The 22,827-nt window shown below is 59.5% G+C and carries 25 protein-coding genes; 17 read left to right on the forward strand and 8 right to left on the reverse strand.

Going from position 1 to position 22,827, the window contains the following annotated elements:
- Positions 1-39: 39 nt before the first annotated feature.
- The 4 genes from MRBLRC7O_RS14840 to MRBLRC7O_RS14855 form a co-directional block, all read right to left on the reverse strand.
- Positions 40-1,113, reverse strand: a complete 1,074-nt coding sequence (locus MRBLRC7O_RS14840; protein ID WP_020812831.1) for an ABC transporter ATP-binding protein — start codon at positions 1,111-1,113, stop codon at positions 40-42.
- Between the two features lie 7 nt (positions 1,114-1,120).
- A complete protein-coding gene (gene arfA, locus MRBLRC7O_RS14845; RefSeq protein ID WP_020812830.1) occupies positions 1,121-2,632 on the reverse strand; it encodes an arabinosylfuranosidase ArfA in 1,512 nt (503 codons plus the stop codon).
- A gap of 121 nt (positions 2,633-2,753) precedes the next feature.
- Complete coding sequence (locus tag MRBLRC7O_RS14850) at positions 2,754-3,683, reverse strand: ArsR/SmtB family transcription factor (protein WP_020812829.1); 930 nt, start codon at positions 3,681-3,683, stop codon at positions 2,754-2,756.
- Positions 3,684-3,863: 180 nt separating this feature from the next.
- Complete coding sequence (locus MRBLRC7O_RS14855) at positions 3,864-5,156, reverse strand: ABC transporter substrate-binding protein (RefSeq protein ID WP_026372429.1); 1,293 nt, start codon at positions 5,154-5,156, stop codon at positions 3,864-3,866.
- A 112-nt stretch (positions 5,157-5,268) separates the two neighbouring features.
- Here MRBLRC7O_RS14855 and MRBLRC7O_RS14860 point away from each other — a divergent pair, with 112 nt between their 5' ends.
- The 6 genes from MRBLRC7O_RS14860 to MRBLRC7O_RS14885 all read left to right on the forward strand — a co-directional run bounded on the left by MRBLRC7O_RS14860 (position 5,269) and on the right by MRBLRC7O_RS14885 (position 10,819).
- Positions 5,269-6,333 carry a LacI family DNA-binding transcriptional regulator gene (locus MRBLRC7O_RS14860; RefSeq protein WP_060726496.1) on the forward strand — a complete coding sequence of 355 codons (1,065 nt, stop codon included), beginning with the start codon at positions 5,269-5,271 and terminating at the stop codon, positions 6,331-6,333.
- Positions 6,326-8,203: a DUF2264 domain-containing protein gene (locus MRBLRC7O_RS14865; RefSeq protein ID WP_020810290.1), complete on the forward strand. Its 1,878-nt coding sequence runs from the start codon at positions 6,326-6,328 to the stop codon at positions 8,201-8,203. The genes MRBLRC7O_RS14860 and MRBLRC7O_RS14865 overlap by 8 nt, the downstream gene beginning before the upstream one ends.
- The gene (locus MRBLRC7O_RS14870) at positions 8,200-9,216 is read left to right on the forward strand and encodes a hydroxyacid dehydrogenase (protein ID WP_020810289.1); all 1,017 of its coding nucleotides are present in this window, start codon (positions 8,200-8,202) and stop codon (positions 9,214-9,216) included. Before MRBLRC7O_RS14865 ends, MRBLRC7O_RS14870 begins: the two co-directional genes overlap by 4 nt.
- On the forward strand, positions 9,213-9,989 hold the full coding sequence (locus MRBLRC7O_RS14875) for a sugar phosphate isomerase/epimerase family protein (protein ID WP_020810288.1): 777 nt from the start codon (positions 9,213-9,215) through the stop codon (positions 9,987-9,989). Before MRBLRC7O_RS14870 ends, MRBLRC7O_RS14875 begins: the two co-directional genes overlap by 4 nt.
- Before the next feature lie 93 nt (positions 9,990-10,082).
- Positions 10,083-10,343, forward strand: a complete 261-nt coding sequence (locus MRBLRC7O_RS14880; protein ID WP_020810287.1) for a DUF4160 domain-containing protein — start codon at positions 10,083-10,085, stop codon at positions 10,341-10,343.
- Positions 10,340-10,819 (forward strand): helix-turn-helix domain-containing protein, encoded by a 480-nt coding sequence (locus MRBLRC7O_RS14885; RefSeq protein ID WP_020810286.1) that lies wholly within the window; start codon positions 10,340-10,342, stop codon positions 10,817-10,819. The genes MRBLRC7O_RS14880 and MRBLRC7O_RS14885 overlap by 4 nt, the downstream gene beginning before the upstream one ends.
- A gap of 41 nt (positions 10,820-10,860) precedes the next feature.
- On the opposite strand, the gene MRBLRC7O_RS14890 is transcribed toward MRBLRC7O_RS14885, so the two are convergent.
- From MRBLRC7O_RS14890 to MRBLRC7O_RS14905, 4 genes are all read right to left on the reverse strand, one after another.
- Positions 10,861-11,934 (reverse strand): ABC transporter ATP-binding protein, encoded by a 1,074-nt coding sequence (locus tag MRBLRC7O_RS14890; RefSeq protein ID WP_003508161.1) that lies wholly within the window; start codon positions 11,932-11,934, stop codon positions 10,861-10,863.
- 86 nt (positions 11,935-12,020) lie between these two features.
- Complete coding sequence (locus MRBLRC7O_RS14895) at positions 12,021-12,896, reverse strand: carbohydrate ABC transporter permease (RefSeq protein WP_020810285.1); 876 nt, start codon at positions 12,894-12,896, stop codon at positions 12,021-12,023.
- Complete coding sequence (locus MRBLRC7O_RS14900) at positions 12,889-13,842, reverse strand: carbohydrate ABC transporter permease (RefSeq protein WP_020810284.1); 954 nt, start codon at positions 13,840-13,842, stop codon at positions 12,889-12,891. The genes MRBLRC7O_RS14895 and MRBLRC7O_RS14900 overlap by 8 nt, the downstream gene beginning before the upstream one ends.
- A gap of 6 nt (positions 13,843-13,848) precedes the next feature.
- The gene (locus tag MRBLRC7O_RS14905; RefSeq protein ID WP_020810283.1) at positions 13,849-15,138 is read right to left on the reverse strand and encodes an ABC transporter substrate-binding protein; all 1,290 of its coding nucleotides are present in this window, start codon (positions 15,136-15,138) and stop codon (positions 13,849-13,851) included.
- A 117-nt stretch (positions 15,139-15,255) separates the two neighbouring features.
- Here MRBLRC7O_RS14905 and MRBLRC7O_RS14910 point away from each other — a divergent pair, with 117 nt between their 5' ends.
- The 11 genes from MRBLRC7O_RS14910 to MRBLRC7O_RS14960 all read left to right on the forward strand — a co-directional run bounded on the left by MRBLRC7O_RS14910 (position 15,256) and on the right by MRBLRC7O_RS14960 (position 22,781).
- Positions 15,256-15,966, forward strand: a complete 711-nt coding sequence (locus MRBLRC7O_RS14910; protein WP_003508154.1) for a TetR/AcrR family transcriptional regulator — start codon at positions 15,256-15,258, stop codon at positions 15,964-15,966.
- Positions 15,967-16,211: 245 nt separating this feature from the next.
- Positions 16,212-17,354 carry a Gfo/Idh/MocA family protein gene (locus MRBLRC7O_RS14915; RefSeq protein WP_020811350.1) on the forward strand — a complete coding sequence of 381 codons (1,143 nt, stop codon included), beginning with the start codon at positions 16,212-16,214 and terminating at the stop codon, positions 17,352-17,354.
- A gap of 10 nt (positions 17,355-17,364) precedes the next feature.
- Positions 17,365-18,528 carry a dihydrodipicolinate synthase family protein gene (locus MRBLRC7O_RS14920; RefSeq protein WP_020811351.1) on the forward strand — a complete coding sequence of 388 codons (1,164 nt, stop codon included), beginning with the start codon at positions 17,365-17,367 and terminating at the stop codon, positions 18,526-18,528.
- Between the two features lie 24 nt (positions 18,529-18,552).
- On the forward strand, positions 18,553-19,374 hold the full coding sequence (locus MRBLRC7O_RS14925; RefSeq protein WP_003508150.1) for a sugar phosphate isomerase/epimerase family protein: 822 nt from the start codon (positions 18,553-18,555) through the stop codon (positions 19,372-19,374).
- Between the two features lie 19 nt (positions 19,375-19,393).
- Entirely contained in the window at positions 19,394-20,629 is a 1,236-nt protein-coding gene (locus MRBLRC7O_RS14930) for a Gfo/Idh/MocA family protein (protein WP_020811352.1), read from the forward strand.
- A gap of 337 nt (positions 20,630-20,966) precedes the next feature.
- Positions 20,967-21,137, forward strand: coding sequence for a hypothetical protein (locus MRBLRC7O_RS14935; protein ID WP_003508147.1), 171 nt, complete (start codon positions 20,967-20,969; stop codon positions 21,135-21,137).
- 281 nt (positions 21,138-21,418) lie between these two features.
- Entirely contained in the window at positions 21,419-21,628 is a 210-nt protein-coding gene (locus tag MRBLRC7O_RS14940) for a cold-shock protein (protein ID WP_003508146.1), read from the forward strand.
- Positions 21,629-21,737: 109 nt separating this feature from the next.
- Entirely contained in the window at positions 21,738-22,028 is a 291-nt protein-coding gene (locus MRBLRC7O_RS14945; protein ID WP_031233945.1) for a hypothetical protein, read from the forward strand.
- 28 nt (positions 22,029-22,056) lie between these two features.
- Entirely contained in the window at positions 22,057-22,293 is a 237-nt protein-coding gene (rpsU, locus tag MRBLRC7O_RS14950; RefSeq protein ID WP_020810479.1) for a 30S ribosomal protein S21, read from the forward strand.
- Positions 22,294-22,328: 35 nt separating this feature from the next.
- Positions 22,329-22,544 carry a hypothetical protein gene (locus tag MRBLRC7O_RS14955; RefSeq protein WP_003508141.1) on the forward strand — a complete coding sequence of 72 codons (216 nt, stop codon included), beginning with the start codon at positions 22,329-22,331 and terminating at the stop codon, positions 22,542-22,544.
- Positions 22,545-22,640: 96 nt separating this feature from the next.
- Positions 22,641-22,781: a hypothetical protein gene (locus tag MRBLRC7O_RS14960; protein WP_003508140.1), complete on the forward strand. Its 141-nt coding sequence runs from the start codon at positions 22,641-22,643 to the stop codon at positions 22,779-22,781.
- Positions 22,782-22,827 lie beyond the last annotated feature (46 nt).

Here is a 22,827-nt window from a genome sequence, read left to right on the forward strand (position 1 = left end):
AAGAGGCGGTCTGCTGCATCGAAAGACGCCTCCTCGCGCCTATCGCAACCTTTTGCCATCCGTGTCGAAAACCAGAATATGGTCGGGCGAGGCGCTCAGCGACACGGACCGGCCGTCCAGACTTTCGCGCGAACCCTGCCGCTGCACGATGATTTCCTTGCCTGACGACGCGCGGGTATAGAGGTAGGAGACATCTCCCAGCTCCTCCGCCACCTCGACATTGACAGGCAGGGCGCCGTCCTGCGAAATCATCAGATGTTCGGGCCGAACGCCTATTTCGACCCGCTGGCCGGCGGAAACAGGCTGCGAAAGCCGCGCTTCGAGATGTCTCTGGCCGCCATCGAGCGAAAGCGTCACCACGCCGTTTGCCTCCTCGACAATTTCCGCCTGCAGGAAGTTCATCGCCGGCGAGCCGATGAAACCCGCCACGAAACGGTTATCCGGATCGTCATAAAGGGTAAGCGGTGCACCGGCCTGCTGCACCACACCGCCCTTCAGCACGAAGATCTTGTCCGCAAGCGTCATGGCTTCCACCTGGTCATGCGTGACATAGATCATCGTGGCGCCGAGCTTGCGGTGAAGCCGGGTCAGCTCCAGACGCATCTGGACACGCAGTTCCGCATCGAGGTTCGACAGCGGCTCATCGAAGAGGAAGACCTTCGGCTGCCGCACGATCGCGCGGCCTATCGCCACACGCTGCCGCTGGCCGCCGGAAAGCTGCGAAGGCTTTTTATGCAAGTGGTCTTCAAGCTGCAGGATGCGGGCAGCCTCGCCCACTCTCTCATTCACCTCCGCTTTCGGGCGGCGCGCGAGACGCAGGCTGAAGGCCATGTTCTCGAACACGCTGAGATGCGGATAAAGCGCATAGTTCTGGAACACCATCGCGACACCGCGATCGGCCGGTTCGACGGCCGTGACATCACGGTCGTCGATGGCGATATGGCCGCCGCTGGTCTCCTCAAGACCAGCGATCATGCGCAGCAATGTGGATTTGCCGCAGCCGGAAGGCCCGACGAAGACCGCAAAACTGCCGGTCGGGATTTCCATCGAGACATCCCGGATCGCAGCGAAGGAGCCGAAGGACTTGGCGATATTGTTGAGACGGACACCCATGGCCGCCTCACTGAACCTTCAGCCGCAGCACATGGTATGACAGCGCCGGCACGGAACCCTTCAGCGCCCCGTCCTCAACGCCGACGCCGCTGCCGGGCACCGGCACGACACGATCCGGCTGATCCGGACCGTTGCCGACACGCAGGTCATAGCCCGCCATGGCCAGATGCAGATCGAGCGTCGCCGAGGAGAACCCGGTGAGGCTGACATTGATCTCTGCCGCCTCGGTCAGATGACGATTGAGCACGAACAGCGTCACAATGCCTTCCGCCTCGTCATAGACACCGGCGACATCGAGATATTTGACGTCATCGGCCGCGTTGCAATCATAAGTCGGGCAATCGACCGCAACGTTCAGCGCAACGCCACGGCCATAAAGCGAGGCGAACTGATAGGGATAATAGATCGTCTGACGCCAGGCCGGCCCGTTCTTTTCCGCGCGGATGGGGGCGATGACGTTGACGAGCTGGGCGATGCAGGCGATGCGCACGCGGTCCGAACGGCGAATGAATTCATTGAGCAGGCCGGCGACAAACAGCGCATCTTCGAAGTTGTATGTCTCTTCCAGAAGTGCCGGCGCTTCCGGCCAGTCCCAGCTCTTGATGCGTTTGCCGTCTTCTTCGCGGATGTGATACCAGACGTTCCATTCGTCGAAGCAGATGGAAACATCGTTCTTGGCGCGCTTCTTCGCCTTCACATAATCGATGACACCGGCGATGGTCTGGATGTAACGCCCGGTTTCCTCGATCTTGCCGAAATAATTCAGCGTGTCGCGGCTGTTATTGCCGAAATATTTGTGCAGCGAGATGTGATCGACATTCTCGTAGCATTCCTCCAGCACCTCGCGTTCCCATTTGGGATAGGTCGGCATGCCGTCATTGGAACTACCGCAGACGATTGCTTCAATCGTCGGATCGAAGCCCTTGAAAGCCTTGGCGGTTTCGTTCGCCAGACGGCCATATTCCACCGCGGTCTTGTGGCCGATCTGCCAGGGGCCGTCCATCTCGTTGCCGAGGCACCACATTTTCACGTCGTGGGGTTTTTCCGTGCCGTGGCTGCGGCGCAGATCGCTAAGCGCGGTGCCGCCCGGAAAATTCACATATTCAAGGAAATTACGGGCGTCATCCAGACCACGGGAGCCAAGATTGACGGCGAGCATCATCTCGATACCGGCCATCTGCGCCCAGTCGGCGAACTCGTTAATGCCGATCTGGTTGGTTTCCTTGGAGCGCCATGCGAGGTCGAGGCGGATGGGGCGCTGGTCGCGCGGCCCGATGCCGTCTTCCCAGCGATAGGCCGAAACGAAGTTGCCGCCGGGATAACGGATGGCCGGAATTTTCAGGTCCTGAACAAATTTCAGGACGTCCTTGCGGAAGCCGTTCGCGTCCGCCTGCGGATGGCCGGGCTCATAAATCCCGCCATAGATCGCACGCCCCATATGCTCGATGAAGGCGGAATACAGACGATCGTCGATACGCCCAATCCGGAAGTCCCGGTGGACTGAAACCCGCGCTTTCATAGGCTCTCCTCCCTGCGCATTTATATCTTAAAATATGATATGAACCATATTTGATAATATAGTTGCCGAGGGAATCCGCGCCTGTCAACCGCGAAAATCATACTTTTGAAAATTGGCTGGATCAGTCAGCGGTGCGCAGGCGCAGGACGATGTCCTGATCGTAATTTCCGAAGCCGCGGCCAAAGATATTCAGCCCGCCCGGATGTTTTGCATCAGCCTTGACCTCGATGCGCAACCGGATGGAGCGGTGGCTGGCCAGATCGATATCTGCCAGCGTCACATCCGAAATCCGGGTTCCGTCAACATAGGTTCCCTGCGCGGTGATGCGCCAGGTCTTGAGCATGCCGTATTGGGAACCGGAGAGTTTCCACCAGTCTGGCGTAAATACGCCCCGCTTGTCGCCGAAGTCGCCGGGCGAGGTCCACACACCGATTTCCCTGCCGTTGACGGACAGCGTGATATCGGACGGCCAGTCACTGTGCGTTCCCGGCACCTCGGAACTGACCTCCATCGAAAACTCTATTTCCTCGACGCTACGCCCTTGAATCTTGGCATTATTGGGGAATTGATACTCCACAAAACCCGATGTCAACCACAGCAGCGCCGTCTTCATCCGGTCTGGATCCATGAAAGTATCGGGCACATCAAGAAGGCCGATAATGCCCTCCGGCGAGCAGATACCGCAGGGCGCGGTGACCGAACTCTGGGTATAAAGGCCGAGCGGCATGGCGACCGCGATGTAATTTGATGCCGCCGGCGCCTCGGGTTTCCGGAAGGAAACGATGAGTTCATCACAGGTGGCAAAGCAGATTTTCTGGTTGCCCTTGCGCGCCTTGCGCGTCTCGGTTCGCAGCAGCCCCGCCTCCTCGAGAACGGCCACGCCGGCGGAAACGGTGGACTGCGGCAAATCCAGCCTCTGCGCAATTTCGTTGACATTCAGGCCGCTCGCCTCGTGCAGCAGCTTCAATATCTGCACGCGGATCAGCGACGCCGCCGCTTTCAGGACATCGAACTCTTTTTCAGCATCAACGAGAAGGAAATTGGGCGCCATATTCTAATCTTCAGATTTATCGATCCAGATCAGAATTTCTGGCTTAAATGCCATATACTTGTCCAGTACTGTTTGTCGTACAGACCATTTTGAACGGCGTGAAGCGCCATTTATCTCAGGCACTTCATAAAAAGCACCGCCACACGGCTTCGATTCCGTGTGGCGGCGCCCGTTTCGTCGTCAGCCGCGCTTGCGCAGGGTCCGCGTGCCGGTGTCGACGAGGTTTTGCGCCGCTTCATCCACGCTGGCGCGGCCGAAGGCGAGCGAATCGGCGATGGGACGCATCACGCCACGGTCAAACTCGTTGGCGCCGATCGGGGCGGGTTCCGGATAGGAATCGAGCTTGCCCGACAGGCTTTCGATATAATCCACCGTCTTGCGCTCGGTCTCGTTGAGGCTCGGCAACAATGCTTCCCGCACGACCTTGGCCGGCGGCACGCCACGCTCGACGCCGAGCACCTTGCCCGCCTCGAGATCATTGACGAAGAAGTTGATGAATTTCGCCGCCGCCTCCGCATTGGTCGAGGTGGACGAAATGGACCAGATAAGGCCCGGCCGGTAATAGTGCCCGGTCGGCTTGCCCGCCCCCTCACCCGGCAGCATACCGATGGACAGCGTCTGTTTATTGAGCTTCTGATAACCGACCAGCTGGTTGGAATAGGCAAAACCAATGGCCGAATTGCCAAGCGTCAGGGCGTTGGATTCGATGGTATTGTCGTCACGCGTCTGGATATCGGCGGAAACGCAGAGCTTGTTCTCGCGCAGGTCCTCCCAATAGGCGAACCATTCCTTCGCATCTTCCTTATTGAAGCCGATGGTGCCGTCCTGAAACAGAAGCTTGCCGCGCTGGCGCAGCCAGACATCGAAAACATAGTGATAACGCGCACCATAAGGCACCGCCCAATAGTTCCGTTTTGCCGGGCCGTTCTTCTTGAAATCACGCGCCAGTTCCGCCAGCGCCTTCCAGGTGATCTGGTCCTGCGGCACGGAAACGCCGGCTTCCTTCAGCGTATCGGCGTCATACATCATGCAGAAGGAATTCAGCCCGAGGCCGACGCCGTAAAGCTTGCCATCGATACGGCAGAGATCGACTTCGCTTTTGCCGAAGGTGGAAAGATCAAGCGACTTGCCGACGAACTGGTCCAGCTCCATGCAGGCGCCACGGCCGGAATAATCGGCAATGGTGGAAGGTTCTAGCTGGAAGATGTCGGCGACGTTCCGTCCCGCCATCGATGTCGCGAGCTTGGTCCAGTAATCGGAACCGGCGATCATCTCACCGCTGATCTCCGTCTGCGGGTTCGCCTTCTGGTAAAGGGCGATCACGTCGTTGGTGCGCTTGCTGCGGTCGGCAGATCCCCACCATACGCAGCGAAGCCGGGTTTCGGCCGCGGCCGCGCGAAAACCGCCCGCCGCCACGCCGAGACCGGCCAGCGCCGCCGTCACCAAAAATCCACGTCTGTCGATAGTTTGCATCTGCTCCTCCCGCGTTTTGCAAATTTTTCACTGAACACTTAAATTCTTGCAAATTTTCTTGGTTTGCAATATTTGCATCATATTAGATTTTTTTGCAAGCGCAGGAGACGATATGAACGATACGCCCGACATCAGCCGCCCGCGCCAGTCGGATATCGCCCAGCGCGCCGGCGTTTCCATCAGCACCGTTTCGCGGGTTCTCGCAGGGGAAAAGGGTATCAGCGCATCCATCCAGACCAAGGTTCTGGGGGTAGCGGCGGAGCTTGGTTATCCATTGCGGCCGGTCACGACCCAGACCGGGGGCGTGCCGCTGGAGGGCAAGAAAATCCTTGCGCTCATGTCCGCCGAAAGGGCGACCGGCGATATCGGCGCTTTTTATCACGATATTTTCGACATGCTGCGCAGCCTTGCCCAGACGGATGGCTTCGAACTTGATATCAGGCTTCTGCATCAGAAGCAGATCGACGACGCCCTGACCCAGCGGGTCTGCGAGGTGGACGGTCTTCTCGCCATCGGTCTCGATCCCGAGGACGAAATCATCCACCGCATCACGCAGGGTGTGCTGCAACCGGTTCTGGTCAACAGCGCCGATCCCTCGATGATGCTGGATTGCGTCTCGCCTTCCAATTTTTACGGCGGCGCGCTGGCGGCGCGGCGGCTTCTGGAACTCGGCCACCGCAGGGTCGCCTATATCGGCCCGCATCATCGCCACACCATAAGGGAGCGTATGCGCGGCTTTCGCCATACGATCCTTGAGGAAGAGGGCGCGACCTATGAGGAGTTTCTGCTTTCGACGGCGGATAGCGGTTTCGGACAGGCAGGCGATGCGGTTCGTCAGCTATTGGCCAAAAACCCTGAACTCACCGGCATTTTCTGCATGAATGACGCGATTGCGCTGGGTGCGCTTGGGGCGGCGCAGGAGCTTGGGCTCGGCGTGCCGGATGATCTTTCCATCATCGGCTTCGACGACCTGCCCTTTGCCGAACTCTCCACGCCCCGTCTCAGCACAATCCGGGTCGATCGTCGCGAAATCGCCCGTGAGGCGGTGGAACTGATGCGCCGCCGGCTGACGGAACCTTCCGCCAATGCCCGCCAGGTGCAGCTTGGCGTGCAGCTGGTGGAAGGACAGACGGCCGGCAAGGCGAAAAAGACGGGAAAGGCGACACGCGATGCATGACACCATGACCAGGCTCAATATGGCCAGATTTAATCCGCTGCATGGTAATCCGCTCAAAACCCGCGCCGATGTCCGGCGGGCGCTGGATGACAGTTTCGCGCCGCTTCTTCCCTATTTTTCGCAGGGCAGCGCAAGAGTGACGCTCAGCGGGGCCGCCGCGCATTTCGACCGGGCGGCGGCGGATCTGGAAGGTTTCGCCCGGCCGCTCTGGGGCATCGCCCCGCTTGCGCTCAGCGGCGATCATTTCGACCATTGGCCGCTTCTGGCGCAGGGAATAGCCAACGGCACCGATCCCTCCCATCCCGAATATTGGGGTGACGTGCGCCAGAAGGACCAGCGGTTGGTGGAGCTTGCCGCAATCGGGTTTGCGCTGCGGCTTGCGCCTCAACACCTGTGGGAACCGCTGTCCGACGTGCAGAAAGACAATGTGCGCCGTTATCTGCTGACGGCGCGCGAGCGCAATTACGCCGATAATAACTGGAAGTTTTTCCGGGTGATGGTCGATATGGCGCTTGATCATCTCGGCATCGAATTCGATCGCAGCCTGACCGAGGCATTCCAGAAGGAACTGGACGAGTTCTATATCGCCGACGGCTGGTATCGCGATGGCAACTACCGCCGCATCGATCACTACATCGCCTTCGCCATGCATTTTTACAGCCTGATCTACGCGAAGCTCAGCAAGCCTGATGATGCCTATGCCGAACGCTACCGCGAGCGCGCTCGCCTCTTCGCTGGCGATTTCGCCAGCTGGTTCGATGAGGATGGCGGCACACTCGCCTTCGGGCGCTCCATGACCTATCGTTTCGCCTGCGGCGGCTTCTGGGCAGGTCTGGCCTTTGCCGATGAGGAGGCGCTGCCCTGGGGCGAGATCAAGGGGCTTTATCTGCAGCATCTGCGCTGGTGGGCGAAAAAGCCGATTGCCGACCGCGACGGCGTGCTCTCCATCGGCTATGCCTATCCGCAGCTCACCATGTCTGAGAGCTATAATTCGGCGGGCTCGCCCTATTGGGCCTTCAAGGCCTTTCTGCCGCTGGCCCTGCCGGAAAACCACCCCTTCTGGCTGGCGGAGGAAAAGCAGCCTGAAACATCCGCAAACCCAAAGCCGCTCGCGCATCCCGGCATGGTGATGATGCGGGCGACAGGCAATGTCACGGCGCTTTCCAGCGGCCAGGAAAACCTTTCCATGCGCGGTGGGCCGGAAAAATATGCCAAATTCGCCTATTCCTCGCGTTATGGTTTCGGCGTGGAAGTGGATGAGCGCGGCTTCCGCACCAATGGTTTCGACAATATGCTGGCCTTTTCCGAAGACGGCCTGCATTACCGCGTGCGTGAGACCAACGAAAAGGTTCTGCTGGCGGGAGAAAGCCTGCGGGCGACATGGAAGCCGTTCCCCGATGTCGACGTTGAAACCACGCTGGTTGCGGCCGGTGACTGGCATGTCAGGCTGCACCGGATCAGGTCGACCGGCCTCCTTTCGGTGACCGAAGGCGGCTTCGCCATCAGCCGCAACGACGGCGACCGTGATGCCGTGAGCGAAGAGGCGGGCCGGGCGACAGCCGATTGCGGCGCCGACATATCCGCCATCATCGATCTCGGCTCCAGCATAATCCGTCACGGCGTGGCGCTGAAGACGCTGCCCAACACCAATCTCATCAACGCCAAGACCACGGTGCCGCAATTGCGGGGCGAGATTCCGGCGGGCGAAACCCTGCTTGCCTGCGCGGTCTTTGCGGGGGTGGCCGGGCCAGAAAGCGAGAAAGCGCTGGCGACAGTTCCGGCACTTCCGGATATGGAGGCGCTCGACCGCCTGTTTGCGGAACAGGGTGTTCCGGTCAGCAGCATGGCGGCCACGGGAGAGCCGCAATGACGAGCCCGCTTCCGCGTGTCAGCCTCGCCATGGACCCGGAGCGAACCCAGCATGTGCTGACACCGCAGGCGTTCGAAAGGCTGTCACAGAGCGTCGAGATTCTCGATGCAGGGCGGATCTGCGATTTCCACGCCGCTTCAGTAAAGGAGCAGCTGGCGCGGACGGATATTCTTCTGACCGGCTGGGGCTGTCCGGATATCGGCGCGCGGGAACTGGCGCTGATGCCGCGTCTCAGGCTGATCTCCCATGCCGCCGGCACGGTCAAATATTTCCTGTCGCAAGCGGTGTTTGATCGCGGCATTACCGTATGCAGCGCGGCGGAGGCGAATGCGCAGCCGGTCGCCGAATTTTCGCTGGCAATGATCCTGCTGGCCGGCAAGCGCACTTTCGGCTTCCGACGTCTTTATCTGGAGCATCGCGACCGCGCGCCTGTCGAGCGATTGCAGGCGCAGGCCATCGGCAATCTCGGCCTGACGGTCGGCATCGTCGGCGCATCGCGCATCGGACGCCGCGTCATCAATCTGTTGCAACCGTTCGAGCTCAACCTCATCCTTTTCGATCCGCTCCTGAGCGTAGCGGAGGCGGAAAAGCTCGGTGTGCGTCTTGTCTCGCTCGAGGAACTGATGGCGATGAGTGATGTCATTTCCCTGCATGCGCCCTCCCTGCCGCAGACACGGCATATGATCGGCGCGGCAGCGCTTGCCCGCATGAAGGACGGCGCAACCCTGATCAACACGGCGCGCGGCGCGCTGGTGGATGAAGACGCGCTTCTGGCCGAACTGAAAACCGGACGCATCGAAGCCGTCATCGACGTCACCGACCCGGAAGTGCCGCCACCGGGGTCACCCTTTTACAGCCTGCCGAACGTCTTTCTGACGCCGCATATCGCCGGCGCCACCGGCCTTGAACGTGCAAGGCTCGGCGACATGGCAATTGCCGAAATCGAACGCTTCTGCCGCGCAGCGCCATTGCAACAGCAGGTGCGGCCGGAACATCTGGAACTGATCGCATGAGAATGTTTGAGCCGGGCCTCTGCTCCGTCACCTTCCGCTCCCTGTCGGTGCAGGCCGTCATCGACCTTGCCGCCGCAAATGGCATCAGGGCAATCGAATGGGGCGCGGATATCCATGTGCCGTCAGGCGACCTTGCCAATGCAAGGGATGTGGCGGCGCGGACGGCGAAAGCGGGCCTCGTCGTCTCTTCCTACGGCTCCTACATTTTCGCACCCGATTTTTCGCCCAAGGACATGACCGCCGTGCTGGAAACAGCAAAGGCGCTCGGCACCGGCCATATCCGCATCTGGCCGGGCCAGCGCAAACGCCCCTCAGCGGATTATTCGCCCTCGGAACGCCGCGCGGCAACGGAGGCGTTGGCGTCAATCGCCCGCCGGGCGGAAGACTATGGCATGACGATCGGCCTCGAATATCACCCCAATTCGCTGACCGACACCCTGCCCTCGGCCCTGCAACTGGCGCAGGATCTGGCCGCACCCAACCTTTTCTTCTACTGGCAACCCGCACCCGGCCTGCCGCTGGACGATGCACTTGCGGAAATATCCGCACTCGGCTCGCGCATCTGCCATCTTCACGTCTTCGCCTGGCTTGCCGACGCCAGCCGCCTGCCGCTTGCCGAGCGCACGGACTACTGGCGGGCCTGCATTGATGCGCTGCCGGAAAGCGCTTGGACAAAACCGGCTTTCGCAATGCTGGAATTTGTCAAAGGTGACGATATCGATCAGTTCGCAGAAGATGCCATGATTCTCAGAGACATTCTTTATAGAACATAGAGCCCGCCTTCTGCCTGGCCAGAATATGCTCCACTCCCGCCCTTCACATAGTGAAATTTATGCACTATGTTTTATTGATGCCGTGGGGGCTGCATGGGCAAATTAATTCAAATCGGGAACATCATCATACGCATCTATGCGAACGATCATTTGCCGCCGCACTTTCACATCATAACACCGGATGCTGATGCTCTTGTCGACATCGAAACTCTGGAAATCCTGCGCGGCAAGCTATCTCGCAGGTCTGAAGCCGAAGCTTTGGCATGGGCGAGAGCCAATGGGAACCTGATTGTCGATGAATGGAATCGGACGAACCCGCGCTTTCCCATTGTAGGAAAGGGAACAAAGTCATGACACCACGCATCAAAGCCATTCTGCCCAATCCACCTGGAACGCTTACCATCGACTGGGCCGATGGAAGCCGATCAACCGCCGATCTGACCGGATGGATAGCGACCGGAGGAGAGTTGCTCAATCCACTCTATTCGGCAGATATCTGGAAGACCGCGACAGTCGCCGACTATGGTGCGAGTGTGGAATGGGACGGAGACGACTTGGCGATCGATGCCTATCACCTCTACCAGATCGCAGAGGACCAGCGGGACTTCGATGTGGAGGATTTGCGCAAATGGCAGGAGGAAATCGGCCTTTCCAATAATGAGGCGGCGGATTTTCTCGGCGTCACTTTACGGACGTGGAACAACTATCGTGCAGGCACGCCTGTAAGCCACGCGGTAAAGATGCTGCTGCGGGTCACCCAACGTGACCCGCTTCTGATGCATGCGCATTTCCGGCCACGCCGTCCCGGACGCCCCAAACACGCCGCCTAAGAGCACGTCGCCCGGTTAACAAACCCACGACGGGCAACGGGCTATATCCGCCGCCCATCCGCCCCGAACAGATGCGTCTTCGAAAGATCAAAGGCAAAGGGAATTGTCTCGCCGATGCGGATTTGGCGCTGGCCGTCCAGCAGCACAGTGGCGGGCTGGCCGTCGGGGGTGTTGGTGTAAACCACCGTCGAGCCGCCGAGATGTTCCACGAGCTGGATAGAAGCTTCGCCGAGCGAGGATTGCGCCTGCGGGTTCACATGTTCGGGACGCACGCCGAAGGTGAGCGGCTCGCCCTGCGCAGCCGCGACGGGCTTTTCCAGCACGATGCGCTGGCCGGCCACCTCGATGGTGCGGTTGGAACTGTCCCCTGCAGCCACTTTTGCGGAGAGGAAATTCATTTTCGGCGAACCGATGAAGCCTGCCACGAACTGGTTGGCCGGATTGTTGTAGAGATCGAGCGGGCGGCCGACCTGCATGATGCGGCCGTCACGCAGCACCACGATCTTGTCGGCCATGGTCATGGCCTCCACCTGGTCATGCGTCACATAGATCATGGTACTGCCCAGCGTCTGGTGCAGCTTGGCGATTTCGACGCGCATCTGCACGCGCAGTTCGGCATCGAGGTTGGACAAAGGCTCGTCGAAGAGGAAGATTTTCGGCTCGCGCACGATGGCGCGGCCGATGGCCACACGCTGGCGCTGACCGCCCGAAAGTGCCTTCGGCTTGCGCTGCAACAGCGGGCCGATCTGCAGGATATCGGCGGCCTTCTGCACCCGCGCCTCGACTTCCGGTTTCTTGTAGCCTGCCGTTTCGAGACCGAAGGCGAGGTTCTTGTAGACGCTCATATGCGGATAGAGCGCATAGGACTGGAAGACCATGGCGATGCCGCGCTTGGAGGCGGCTGTTTCGTTGACCCTTTCGCCGTCGATACGAAGATCACCTTCCGAGATTTCCTCCAGACCGGCGATCATGCGCAGAAGCGTGGACTTGCCGCAGCCCGAGGGGCCGACGAAGACGGTGAACTCGCCCGGTTCGATCTTGAGGTCGATGCCGTGAACGACCGGAAAGGCGCCGAACCGCTTGACGATTTTTTCCAGAGTAATGCTGCTTGCCATGCTGTTTCTCCCGACTGCCGCGCCGCATCCAGGGCGGCAGCGACAGTGTTGATTGTCTTAAAATGCGTTCCCGATCTCGGTTCCGTTCAGCGTTTCATGCCCGTGGTGGCGATGCCTTCGATGAGCAGCCTCTGGAAGAACAGGAAGAACAGGAAGACCGGCACCAGTGACAGGTTGGACATGGCGAAAAGCGAGGTCCAATCCGAGCTGCCGGTGGAATCCACGAAGGATCGGAGACCGAGCTGCACGGTGTAGGTGTTGATGTCGTTCAGATAGATCAGCGGCCCGAAGAAATCGTCCCAGGTCCAGATGAAGGAAAAGATGGCGGCGGTGGCCAGCACCGGCAGCGACAAAGGCAGCATGATCTTCCAGTAGATGCGGAAGGGTGAGCAACCGTCCATGACAGCCGCCTCATCCAGCTCACGCGGGATGCCACGGAAGAACTGCACCATCAGGAAAATGAAGAAGGCGTCCGTCGCCAGATATTTCGGCACGATCAGCGGCAGCGAGGTGTTCACCCAGCCCATTTCCAGAAACAGGATATATTGCGGGATGAGCACGACGTGATAGGGCAGCATAAGCGTGCCGAGCATAAGCGCGAACCAGAAATTGCGCCCGCCGAAGCGGAGGCGGGCGAAAGCGAAGGCGGCAAGCGAGCAGCCGACGACATTACCGATGGTGGCGAGTATCGAGATGAAGAAGGAGTTCCAGAAGAACTGCCCGAAGCTCACCTGCAGCCCCGTCCAGCCGCGAATATAACCGCCGAAATCGACCGCCGAGGGAATGAGCGAGGAAGAGCCGAACAGCTCGTCCTGCGGCCGGAAGGAACCTGATATCATCCACAGGATCGGATAGAGCATCGCGAAGGACGCGATGATCAGAGCCGTGTGGAGCATCACCGATTTCAGCGGTGAACGTTGCGGGCCTTGTCCCGGCCGGGGGGCGGTAACAGCATCAGTCATCGTAGTGCACCCAGTATTTCGCGCTGAGGAACGAGAAGGCCGTGAACAGCGAGATGATGATCACCAAAATCCAGGCAAGCGCCGAGGCATAACCCATGCGGAAGAAACCGAAGGCTTCCTGATAGAGATAAAGCGTATAAAACAGCGTCGAGTTGATCGGCCCGCCGGTGCCTTCGGAAATGATGAAGGCGGGGGTGAAGGCCTTGAAAGCGTCGATCGTCTGGATGACCGCGTTAAAGAAGATGACAGGCGTCAAAAGTGGCAGCGTAATGCGGAAGAATTGCCGCACCTTGCTCGCACCGTCGATTTCGGCGGCCTCGTACATATCCTGCGGGATTTGTCTCAGACCCGCGAGGAAGATGATCATCGGAGAACCGAACTGCCAGACGGACAGGATGACCAGCGTGTAGATCGAGTAATCCGGATTGGAAATCCAGCTCGGCCCTTCATAACCGAAAGCCTGCCACAGGATCATGTTGACGAGACCATCAGAGGCGAAAAGCTGGCGCCAGAGCACGGCAATCGCGACGCTGGAACCCAGCAGCGATGGCAGATAGAAGATCGCCCGATAAAGCGTCAGGCCCTTGATGCCGCGATTGAAGGCGAGCGCCACCAGAAGCGCGAAGATCAGCTTCAGCGGCACCGACAGCAGCACATAGGTAAAGGTGACCTGCATTGCGGCGGCGAATTTGGGGTCGGCGGTGGCGATGCGCACATAATTGGCCGCCCCCACCCAGTCCGGCGACTGCAACAGGTCGTAATTGGTGAACGACAGATAAAGCGACGCGAGCGCGGGGCCGAGGGTGAGGCCGAAGAAGCCAATCAGCCAGGGCAGGAGAAACAGGTAGGCGTGAATGTTGCGGTCGAAAATCCGCTTCACACCGCCCCGTTTCGGGAGAGCCGCGCCACGGCTCTCCTCTACAAGAGTTTCAGATCGAAAGGCCATAAACCATCACTTCCGTTTGATAACGGTTTCGGATTCCTTGACGAGGCGGTCACCGCCCTCTTCCGGCGTGATCTTTCCGAAACCGACTTCCTCCGCCGTGCGTTTGAGGACAAAGGCGAATTCGCCCGCGCCCGGAGGCGGTGCCGGCGGCAGATCGCCGACGCCGGGGGTAATCTCGGCGATATAGTCCACCATGATCTTGCTGACCTCGTCGAGCTTGCTGCTCAGCTGGTTGCGCATGGATTCCGATGCCGGAACGCCGCGCTCGACGCCGAGAATGTCGATACCCTGTGGTTCCGCAACGAGGAAATTAATGAAGCCGACAGCCTGCTCAATGCCGGGGCTGCCATTGGCGACACTGATGAGCATGGAAGGTTTCAGGTAATGGCCGGAAGGGCCATCCTTCGTGCTCTTCGGATAGGAGCTTATGGCAAGCTTGGACTTGTTGAGCTTCTGATAACCGACGAACTGGTTGGAATGGGCAAATGCGGTTGCCGCCTTGCCCGTCGTCAGCGGGTTCGTTTCGATGTTGAGCTGGTCAAGCGCCTGCACATCGGCGGGCACACAGGCGCCGCTCTTGCGCAGATCCGCCCACAGGGTGAACCACTTGGTCGCATCGGTCGGATCAAAGCCGATGCCGCCATCCTGCGTGTAAAGCGATTTGCCGTTCTGACGCAGCCAGTTTTCAAAGCTCGGCTCCACGCCGCTGGCGTCGGCCGTCGCGTAATAACCGGGCTTCGGCTTGTTCTTGCTGAGCTTGGCGGCGTTTTCGGCAAACTCTTCCCAGGTCTGGCCGATCGCCGGCGGCGTTGCGCCTGATTTTTCCCAGGCTGCCTTATCGAAGAAGACAGCGCTGGAATTGACCCCGAGATTGATGCCGTAGAGCTTGCCATCGACCCGGCCGGAATCGATGTTCATCTTGCCGAAATCTTCGATCTTCAGGCCCTTGCCGATATAATCATCCAGCGGCGCCAGCGCGCCGCGGCGGCCATATTCGAAGATGTAGCGATAATCCATCTGGATCAGGTCAGGCGCATTGCGGCCGGCAACCTGCGTTGCCAGGCGCGGCCAGTAGTCGCTCCAGCCCGCAAATTCACCGGCGATGTCGAGATCCGGCTTGACCTGCTTATAGGCTGCTATCGCCTTGTTGGTGCGATCAGCGCGCTCCTGCGAACCCCACCACAACATTCTAAGGCGAGCGGCCTGCGCCTGCGCCGACCCCCCTCCCAATGTCGCAAGCGACAGGGCCGCAAGCCCTGCTGAAAGCACGCCTCTCCTGTGAAGCATCATGGGCATTGGCAACTCCTCCCTATTGACTGCCAATTGATGATGAACGTAAACGACACTTGCCGTTTTATAACTAATTGGTTACATGGGAACACTGATCGCAAACATTGTCAAGCGGGTGCTGAAATGGAAGAAACGACAAAAAACCAGCCGTCCGATCCGGCCCCCGATCCGGCCATGGAGAATACACCGTCGCCCAAGCGCAAACGCGCGACGACACAGGTGCGAAACCCGGAAAGAACGCGCGCCGCCATTCTCGAAGCCGCCCGTCGCGAGGTGGCCGCCAAGGGGCTGGCGGGGGCTCGAATCGATGTCGTCGCCCGGCGCGCCGGCACCAACAAGCGGATGATCTACCATTATTTCGGCGACAAGGATGCGCTTTATCTCGCCGTTCTGGAGGATGCCTATCGCCATATCCGCCACACCGAAAGACGGCTTGACCTGACCCGCAAGGCCCCGTCGGAGGGCTTGCGCGAGCTTGCGCTTTTCACCTGGCACTACTTCCTCGACCATCCCGAATTCCTCAGCATCCTCGCCACGGAAAACCTCAATAAAGCCCGATATCTCAGGCAATCTCCGACGATTGCGGCGATGCATTCGAATTTTATTTCAGAACTCGAGGACGTGCTGCGGCGCGGTAGCGACGCGGGCGAATTTCGTGATGGCCTCGATCCGATCGACGTCTATCTGACCATCGCTTCGCTCGGCGCTTTTTATCTTTCGAACCGGTTCACGCTGTCGACGATCTTCCAGCGCGACCTCACCGATCCGGCCGAGCTGGAACGCTGGGGCCAGCACATCGTCGATACCCTGCTTGCTGCAGTGCGGCCGGTCTGAGCCGGCCGAACCGAATTCCTCTTTAACAACAGCGACGACGCGCCATTCGCATCCGCGAAGCGCGTCGTTTTCTTTTGCGGCGCGGTGGCGCTACGTAAACGCGACAGTTCGCACAAGACGAATTTTTCCTGTCGAAAACACCTTGACAGATCGCATCCTTCACGACCACAAATAACCAAATGGTTACAAATTTCCATGTTTGACAGAAGCGGCTTTCGGGAAAAGGCCGCCTTGGGAGGAAATTCATGAAACGTATCGGCGTCATCATGCACGGCATCACCGGCCGCATGGGTTACAACCAGCATCTCGTGCGCTCCGTTCTCGCCATTCGCGATCAGGGCGGCGTGCTTTTGAAGAACGGTGAAAGGGTCATGCTCGACCCCATTCTGGTCGGCCGCAACGGCGCAAAGATCGAAGAAATCGCCAAAAAGCACAATGTCGCGCGCTGGACGACCGACATCGACGCTGCACTCGCAAACCCCGATGACACACTGTTCTTCGATGCCGGCACGACGCAGATGCGCGGCAGCCTGCTGGAGAAAGCCATCAAGGCCGGCAAGAACGTCTATTGCGAAAAACCCATTTCTGACACGATGGAAGAGGCATTGGCCATCGCCCGGCTCGCCGAAAGCGCCGGCATCAAACATGGCGTGGTGCAGGACAAGCTGTTCCTGCCGGGCCTGCGCAAGCTCGCCATGCTGCGCGACAGCGGCTTTTTCGGCAAAATCCTCTCCGTGCGCGGCGAATTCGGCTACTGGGTTTTTGAAGGCGACTGGCAACCGGCGCAGCGGCCCTCCTGGAATTACCGCCTGAAAGATGGCGGCGGCATCATTCTCGATATGCTGTGCCACTGGCGTTATGTGCTCGACAATCTGTTCGGACCGGTGAAATCCGTAAGCTGCCTCGGCGCCACCCATATTCCGGAACGTTTCGATGAGCAGGGCCGCGCTTATGTGGCGGATGCTGACGACGCCGCTTATGCGACCTTCGAGTTGGAAGGCGGCGCCATTGCCCATATCAACTCCTCATGGGCGGTGCGGGTGCGCCGCGACGACCTCGTCACCTTCCAGGTGGACGGCACCCATGGTTCGGCGGTGGCGGGCCTGACCAAATGCTTTACCCAGCACCGCACCAATACGCCGAAGCCGGTGTGGAACCCGGACCAGCCACAGACCATCGATTTCTACAAGACCTGGCAGGAGGTGCCGGACAATGTCGTCTACGACAACGGCTTTAAGGCGCAGTGGGAAATGTTCGTGCGCCACCTCGTCGACAATGATCCGTGGCCCTATGGCCTCATGGAAGGTGTGAAGGGCGTGCAGCTTGCCGAACTTGGGCTGAGATCGTGGAAGGAACGCCGCTGGCTCGACGTTCCCGCCCTTTCCTGAGGAGGCTGATGTGAGCGAGCTCAAGCTTCCGAAAGACGACCGCAGCATCGAGGTCTACAAACTCTCAGGCACGCCGGTCGCCGTTGAAAAACGAAGTGCTGCGGATTTCAACCGCGTCGCTTTCGCCGCCGCCCATGTGGTGGCCGATCCGCTTGCCGATAATGATCCGTGGCTTACCCCCGCCATCGACTGGGACGCCACGCTGCGCTTCCGTCACCGCCTGTGGGACCTCGGCCTCGGTGTCGCCGAGGCGATGGATACGGCGCAGCGCGGCATGGGGCTGGCGTGGCCGCAGGCGCAGGAACTCATCTCCCGTTCGCTGAAGGAAGCCGCCAACCGCAAGGATGCGCTGATTGCCTGCGGGGTGGGCACCGACCATCTCAATGGCAGTGGTTACGACCTCAACAAGATTGTCGACTCTTACCTTGAACAGCTTGATTTTGTTCAGGGAGAAGGTGGACGCGTGATCCTGATGGCCAGCCGCGCGCTGGCCGCTGCCGCCCGCTCGCCGGATGATTATCTGAGGGCTTATGCCAGGGTTCTCTCCCGTGTGGAAGGAAAAGTGGTGATCCACTGGCTGGGCGAAATGTTCGACCCGGCGCTGGAGGGCTATTGGGGTTCGGGCGACCATATGACGGCCATGGAAACCTGCCTTGCCATGATCGAGGAGAATGCCGACAAGATCGACGGCATCAAGATTTCGCTTCTTTCCAAGGAAAAGGAAATCGTCATGCGTCGTCGCCTGCCGGCTGGCGTGCGCATGTATACCGGCGACGATTTCAACTATGCCGAACTGATCGCCGGCGACGAACAGGGCCATTCGGATGCGCTGCTCGGCATTTTCGACGCCATTGCGCCGGCCGCCTCCAAAGCGCTGGCCAGCCTGAAGCGTGGCGCGGACAATGAATTCTTCGACATTCTGGAGCCGACGGTGGCGCTTTCGCGCCATATCTTCAAGGCCCCGACCCGCTTCTACAAGACCGGTGTAGTGTTTCTCGCCTACCTCAACGGGTTACAGGACCATTTCACCATGGTTGGCGGCCAGGAAAGCACCCGCTCCACGCAGCATTTCGCCGAGCTTTTCCGGCTGGCGGACAAAGCCAATGTGCTTGCAGAGCCGGATCTGGCGACGCAGCGCATGAAGGCGTTTCTCGCCGTCCGGGGTATCAGCTGAAACAGAACGAGGGGAGATACCGACATGAGCCTTGAAGGCCTTTCCATCAATTTCGCCACCGTGCGGCAGGGTGGCGATTTCGGCGCTATTGTCGATGCCTGTCTTGCGCACGGCATCACCGCCATCTCGCCCTGGCGCGAGCAGGTGCACGGTGTCGGGCTTGCCGAAGCCGCCCGCATCGTCGAACGGAACGGGCTGCGTCTCAGCGGCCATTGCCGTGGCGGCTTTTTCCCCGCCCACGATGCCGAAGGCCGCCGCATCGCCATCGAAGACAATAAACGCGCCGTCGATGAAGCCGCCGCGATGAAAGCCGATTGCCTTGTGCTTGTCGTGGGCGGCCTGCCCGCCGGCTCGCGCGATCTGAAAGGTGCGCGGCAGATGGTGGAAGACGGCATGGCCGAACTGCTCCCTTATGCCCGCGCCGCCGGCGTCCCGCTGGCCATCGAACCGCTGCATCCCTTCTATGCCGCCGACCGCGCCTGCTTCAACACGCTGAAACAGTCGCTCGATCTCTGCGACAGGTTAGGGTCGGGAACAGGCGTTGCGATCGATGTCTACCACGTCTGGTGGGACCCTGAACTGGAGGAGCAAGTGGCGCGTGCGGGAAGGAACGGGCAAATTCTGGCGCATCACATCTGCGACTGGCTGGTGCCTACCACCGATCCGCTCAATGATCGCGGCATGATGGGCGACGGCGTGATTGACCTTAAGGCATTTCGCGCCATGATCGAGGCCGCCGGCTTCCACGGCCCGCAGGAAGTGGAAATCTTTTCGCATCGCTGGCAGGCGCGGCCGGTGGACGAGGTCCTCGCCACCGTGGTGGAGCGTTTCAAGACTGTTTGTTGATATATCCGGGAGAGAGCAAATGCCTGAAAAGGTGAAACGCAAACGCTATGCGCTGGTCGGCACCGGCAATCGCGGCACCACCATGTGGGGCCGCGAATTGCTGGCCGGCTGGAGCGACTATGTCGAACTGGTCGGCATTTGCGACCTGAACCTGATGCGCGCCGAACGCGCCCGCGCCATGATGGGATCAAGCGCGCCGCTTTACGACGATTTCGACCGGATGATGGAAGAGCAGCGCCCGGAACTCGTCATCGTCTGCACGCCTGACGATACTCACGACGACATCATCATCCGCGCGCTGGAAGGTGGGGCCGATGTCATCAGCGAAAAGCCCATGACCACCACCCCGGAAAAGATTGACCGCATTCGCGCGGCGGAGGCGAAAAGCGGCCGCCGTGTGGATGTCTCCTTCAACTATCGTTTTTCTCCCACCGCCGCACGCATCAAGGAGCTGATCGATGAGGGTGCAATCGGCACCGTCACCTCGGTCGATTTTCACTGGTATCTCGATAACCAGCACGGCGCGGATTATTTCCGCCGCTGGCACGCCTTTACCGAACATTCCGGCAGCCTGTTCGTGCACAAGGCCACCCACCATTTCGATCTTCTGAACTGGTATCTCGATTCCGATCCCGTGGAAGTGAAGGGCTTCGGACAGTTGCTGCACTATGGCAAGAACGGCCCGTTCCGGGGAACACGCTGTCGCACCTGTCCGCACAAAAGCGAGTGCGATTATTTCATGGATCTGGGCGCCGATCCTTTTCTCGATGCTCTCTATGAGGACCCTTCGGCGGTGGACGGTTACATGCGCGATGCCTGCGTCTTCCGCGAGGAAATCGACATTCCCGACACCATGAGCGCCTCGATCCGCTACGCCAGCGGCGTGCAGGTCTCCTATTCGCTCAACACCTATATGCCGATCGAGGGCCACCATATTGCCTTCAACGGCCATAAAGGCCGTATCGAAATGCGCCAATATGAAAAGCAGCCCTGGACGGAGCCGCCGGCCGACGAAATCCTGCTGGTGAAAAGCTTCGGCGGCGGTGTTGAACGCATATGGGTGCCGCATGAGCCAGGCGGCCACTATGGCGGCGACAACCGCATGCGAGACATGATCTTCAAGCCGGGCTCGAACGACCGGCTGCGGCAGCGGGCGGGTTCACGCGCCGGCGCGATGTCCGTTCTGACAGGCGTGGCCGCGCTGAAAAGCGCCCGTGAGGGCGGCACAGCGGCGGTGAAATCGCTGCCAGTTTAGCCGCGACAGCCTGCGGCCTCGTCGACAGATGGGCCGCAGACGGCAATTACCAAAAAAGAACGGACGATATTCCGCAGATTACGCGCTTCTTCCCTGCCGATAAAATGATCGCCGGGGGAAGAAAGAGTGAGTCATGTCCAGTTTTGAATCCTTCGTTCCGCTCATCATCATCGGCGTCAGCCTCGTCGTATTCTTCAAATGGGTGGGGCGAGATATGAACCGGGAAGAGAAAAAACCGCGTTCCCGCCGCTGATGGCGGAAAAACGCGCCCGCGCGGCGTGGAGGCGGAACCAGTACCTTTTCTCCGGCGTTTTCCCTGCAAGAAGGAGGACGCAATATGACGAAGAAAAAGAAATCGAAAACCGTTGAAAAAGGGCCTTCCAGCCCGAACGACATTCCCCCCGCCGGCCCGCATGCCAAACCCTCCCTCACCGACTATGACAAGACGCCGGGCGCGGGCAGCCTGCCGGATGACCGTGAGAAAGACGTGTCTCCCGGCGCGGGTTGATGCGCACGGGACGGAGGGCCGCGCCAAGCCCGAAGGACTCTGCGGCGATCGGGAAATAGTGTCCTGAACCAGATACTTACCCGCTGGGCAGTGGCTCGCCGGTGCTTTTTTGTTCTCCGCCCATTGCAAAATCAAAAATTGAGCCTATATTTTGGATATCGACCATTGCTTGTGACGTCGTTCTGGAACAGACTGTTCCCCGTCGGATTTCCTCTCAAATAATCGATCTTATCCCGCAAGGTATCGCGGGAACCACAACGATTCTACGAAAGGAAATCGTTATGAACACTGGTACTGTAAAGTGGTTCAACGCCACCAAGGGCTTCGGCTTCATTCAGCCTGACAACGGCGGCACGGACGTTTTCGTTCACATTTCCGCTGTTGAGCGCGCTGGCATGCGTTCGCTGAACGACGGCCAGAAGATCAGCTACGAGATCGTCCAGGACCGTCGGTCCGGCAAGAGCTCGGCTGACAACCTTCAGGCAGCTTGATATTCGTCATTTGACCCCGCAGACCACGGATGTACTGGCTGCAGGTTTAAGTGATTGTGAGAGGTCGGGTCAAAGCCCGGCCTTTTGTTTTTGGGCCATGGAGGTCCTCATGCGTAAAAATCCCTACCGATGCGGCGATGCCATATTCTTGAAGCCAGGCGTGCTGGGCAACAACCAGCCCGACGGTCCTGGCAGGGTCGTATCGATCCTGCCCGAAGCGCAGGGAACTGTACGCTACAGGGTGCGTTTCCAGCATGAAAATTTCGAGCGCAACGTCGCACTCGATGAAATAAGTGCGCCCACCTCGGCGCCATCGCCGTCGCGCAACAGCGAAAGCCCATCGGCGCGCGAAACGGGATCGAGCTGGATCAATCCGGACAGGATTAAAATCAGAAAATAGCAGCTGCGGCTGCATAAAGGAGATATTCGTGCAGGTACTCGTTCGAGACAATAATATAGAGCAGGCCCTTCGCGTTCTGAAAAAGAGAATGCAGCGTGAGGGCATTTTCCGCGAGATGCGGGCCCGGCAGTCCTATGAAAAGCCCTCGGAAAAGCGCGTCCGCGAAGAAGCAGAGGCCGTGCGCCGCCACCGCAAGCTGGCGAAGAAAAAAATGCAGCGCGAAGGGCTGTTGCCCGCCCCCAAAAAGGTTGCCCGCCCCCGCTAGCCGTTCGATACTGCTCTTCCGTAAAGGAGAATGCCATGGCTGCGACAAAAGAAGCTTTTTTCAAACCCGGCAAACTATCCGCGCAGGACAAGGCGTCACTGACGGATAGCGCCGCAAAGCAGATCATAAACGCCGAGGCCGCTCAGCGCGCCCGCAAAACGGAACGCCTTCGCCAGCTTCGCGAAGCCCAGGAAGCGACGATCATAACCGACACGCCCGTTTCCGCAAAAAAACGATCCGGCAAGAAATAGCCGGACGGGATTTCCAGCATCGACGATCGAACGGGTCTTGAACGGATTATCTCATACCCGCTCAAGGCCCCATCAATCCAACAGGAGGAGGACACCATGGCCAAGGGTCAATTGCGCAGTAACAAGGAAGTCCGAAAACCGAAGAAGGACAAGACGGCGAAAGTGGCTGCAGCGCCGCCAGCCGGTTCGCAGGTCAAGTTCGCAAATGCCACGACAGCGGACGGCAAAAAGAAGTAGTGCGACGCGCAGCCGGCAAGCCACGACGAATAAAAACATCGCGATA

Origin of the sequence: Agrobacterium radiobacter, assembly GCF_040801995.1 — a bacterium.
Taxonomy (GTDB): Bacteria; Pseudomonadota; Alphaproteobacteria; order Rhizobiales; family Rhizobiaceae; genus Agrobacterium; species Agrobacterium radiobacter.

What these genes read in the sequence shown, in the direction of transcription:
- MRBLRC7O_RS14870 (WP_020810289.1), top strand. Translation starts at nt 8,200, where the DNA reads ATGACGAGCCCGCTTCCGCGTGTCAGCCTCGCCATGGACCCGGAGCGA.
- MRBLRC7O_RS14935 (WP_003508147.1), top strand. Translation starts at nt 20,967, where the DNA reads ATGACGAAGAAAAAGAAATCGAAAACCGTTGAAAAAGGGCCTTCCAGC.
- MRBLRC7O_RS14895 (WP_020810285.1), bottom strand. Translation starts at nt 12,896, where the DNA reads ATGACTGATGCTGTTACCGCCCCCCGGCCGGGACAAGGCCCGCAACGT.
- MRBLRC7O_RS14890 (WP_003508161.1), bottom strand. Translation starts at nt 11,934, where the DNA reads ATGGCAAGCAGCATTACTCTGGAAAAAATCGTCAAGCGGTTCGGCGCC.
- MRBLRC7O_RS14955 (WP_003508141.1), top strand. Translation starts at nt 22,329, where the DNA reads ATGGCTGCGACAAAAGAAGCTTTTTTCAAACCCGGCAAACTATCCGCG.
- MRBLRC7O_RS14900 (WP_020810284.1), bottom strand. Translation starts at nt 13,842, where the DNA reads ATGGCCTTTCGATCTGAAACTCTTGTAGAGGAGAGCCGTGGCGCGGCT.
- arfA (WP_020812830.1), bottom strand. Translation starts at nt 2,632, where the DNA reads ATGAAAGCGCGGGTTTCAGTCCACCGGGACTTCCGGATTGGGCGTATC.
- MRBLRC7O_RS14875 (WP_020810288.1), top strand. Translation starts at nt 9,213, where the DNA reads ATGAGAATGTTTGAGCCGGGCCTCTGCTCCGTCACCTTCCGCTCCCTG.
- MRBLRC7O_RS14915 (WP_020811350.1), top strand. Translation starts at nt 16,212, where the DNA reads ATGAAACGTATCGGCGTCATCATGCACGGCATCACCGGCCGCATGGGT.
- MRBLRC7O_RS14880 (WP_020810287.1), top strand. Translation starts at nt 10,083, where the DNA reads ATGGGCAAATTAATTCAAATCGGGAACATCATCATACGCATCTATGCG.
- MRBLRC7O_RS14865 (WP_020810290.1), top strand. Translation starts at nt 6,326, where the DNA reads ATGCATGACACCATGACCAGGCTCAATATGGCCAGATTTAATCCGCTG.
- MRBLRC7O_RS14855 (WP_026372429.1), bottom strand. Translation starts at nt 5,156, where the DNA reads ATGCAAACTATCGACAGACGTGGATTTTTGGTGACGGCGGCGCTGGCC.
- MRBLRC7O_RS14940 (WP_003508146.1), top strand. Translation starts at nt 21,419, where the DNA reads ATGAACACTGGTACTGTAAAGTGGTTCAACGCCACCAAGGGCTTCGGC.
- MRBLRC7O_RS14925 (WP_003508150.1), top strand. Translation starts at nt 18,553, where the DNA reads ATGAGCCTTGAAGGCCTTTCCATCAATTTCGCCACCGTGCGGCAGGGT.
- MRBLRC7O_RS14860 (WP_060726496.1), top strand. Translation starts at nt 5,269, where the DNA reads ATGAACGATACGCCCGACATCAGCCGCCCGCGCCAGTCGGATATCGCC.
- MRBLRC7O_RS14910 (WP_003508154.1), top strand. Translation starts at nt 15,256, where the DNA reads ATGGAAGAAACGACAAAAAACCAGCCGTCCGATCCGGCCCCCGATCCG.
- MRBLRC7O_RS14850 (WP_020812829.1), bottom strand. Translation starts at nt 3,683, where the DNA reads ATGGCGCCCAATTTCCTTCTCGTTGATGCTGAAAAAGAGTTCGATGTC.
- MRBLRC7O_RS14840 (WP_020812831.1), bottom strand. Translation starts at nt 1,113, where the DNA reads ATGGGTGTCCGTCTCAACAATATCGCCAAGTCCTTCGGCTCCTTCGCT.
- MRBLRC7O_RS14905 (WP_020810283.1), bottom strand. Translation starts at nt 15,138, where the DNA reads ATGCCCATGATGCTTCACAGGAGAGGCGTGCTTTCAGCAGGGCTTGCG.
- MRBLRC7O_RS14885 (WP_020810286.1), top strand. Translation starts at nt 10,340, where the DNA reads ATGACACCACGCATCAAAGCCATTCTGCCCAATCCACCTGGAACGCTT.
- MRBLRC7O_RS14945 (WP_031233945.1), top strand. Translation starts at nt 21,738, where the DNA reads ATGCGTAAAAATCCCTACCGATGCGGCGATGCCATATTCTTGAAGCCA.
- MRBLRC7O_RS14960 (WP_003508140.1), top strand. Translation starts at nt 22,641, where the DNA reads ATGGCCAAGGGTCAATTGCGCAGTAACAAGGAAGTCCGAAAACCGAAG.
- MRBLRC7O_RS14930 (WP_020811352.1), top strand. Translation starts at nt 19,394, where the DNA reads ATGCCTGAAAAGGTGAAACGCAAACGCTATGCGCTGGTCGGCACCGGC.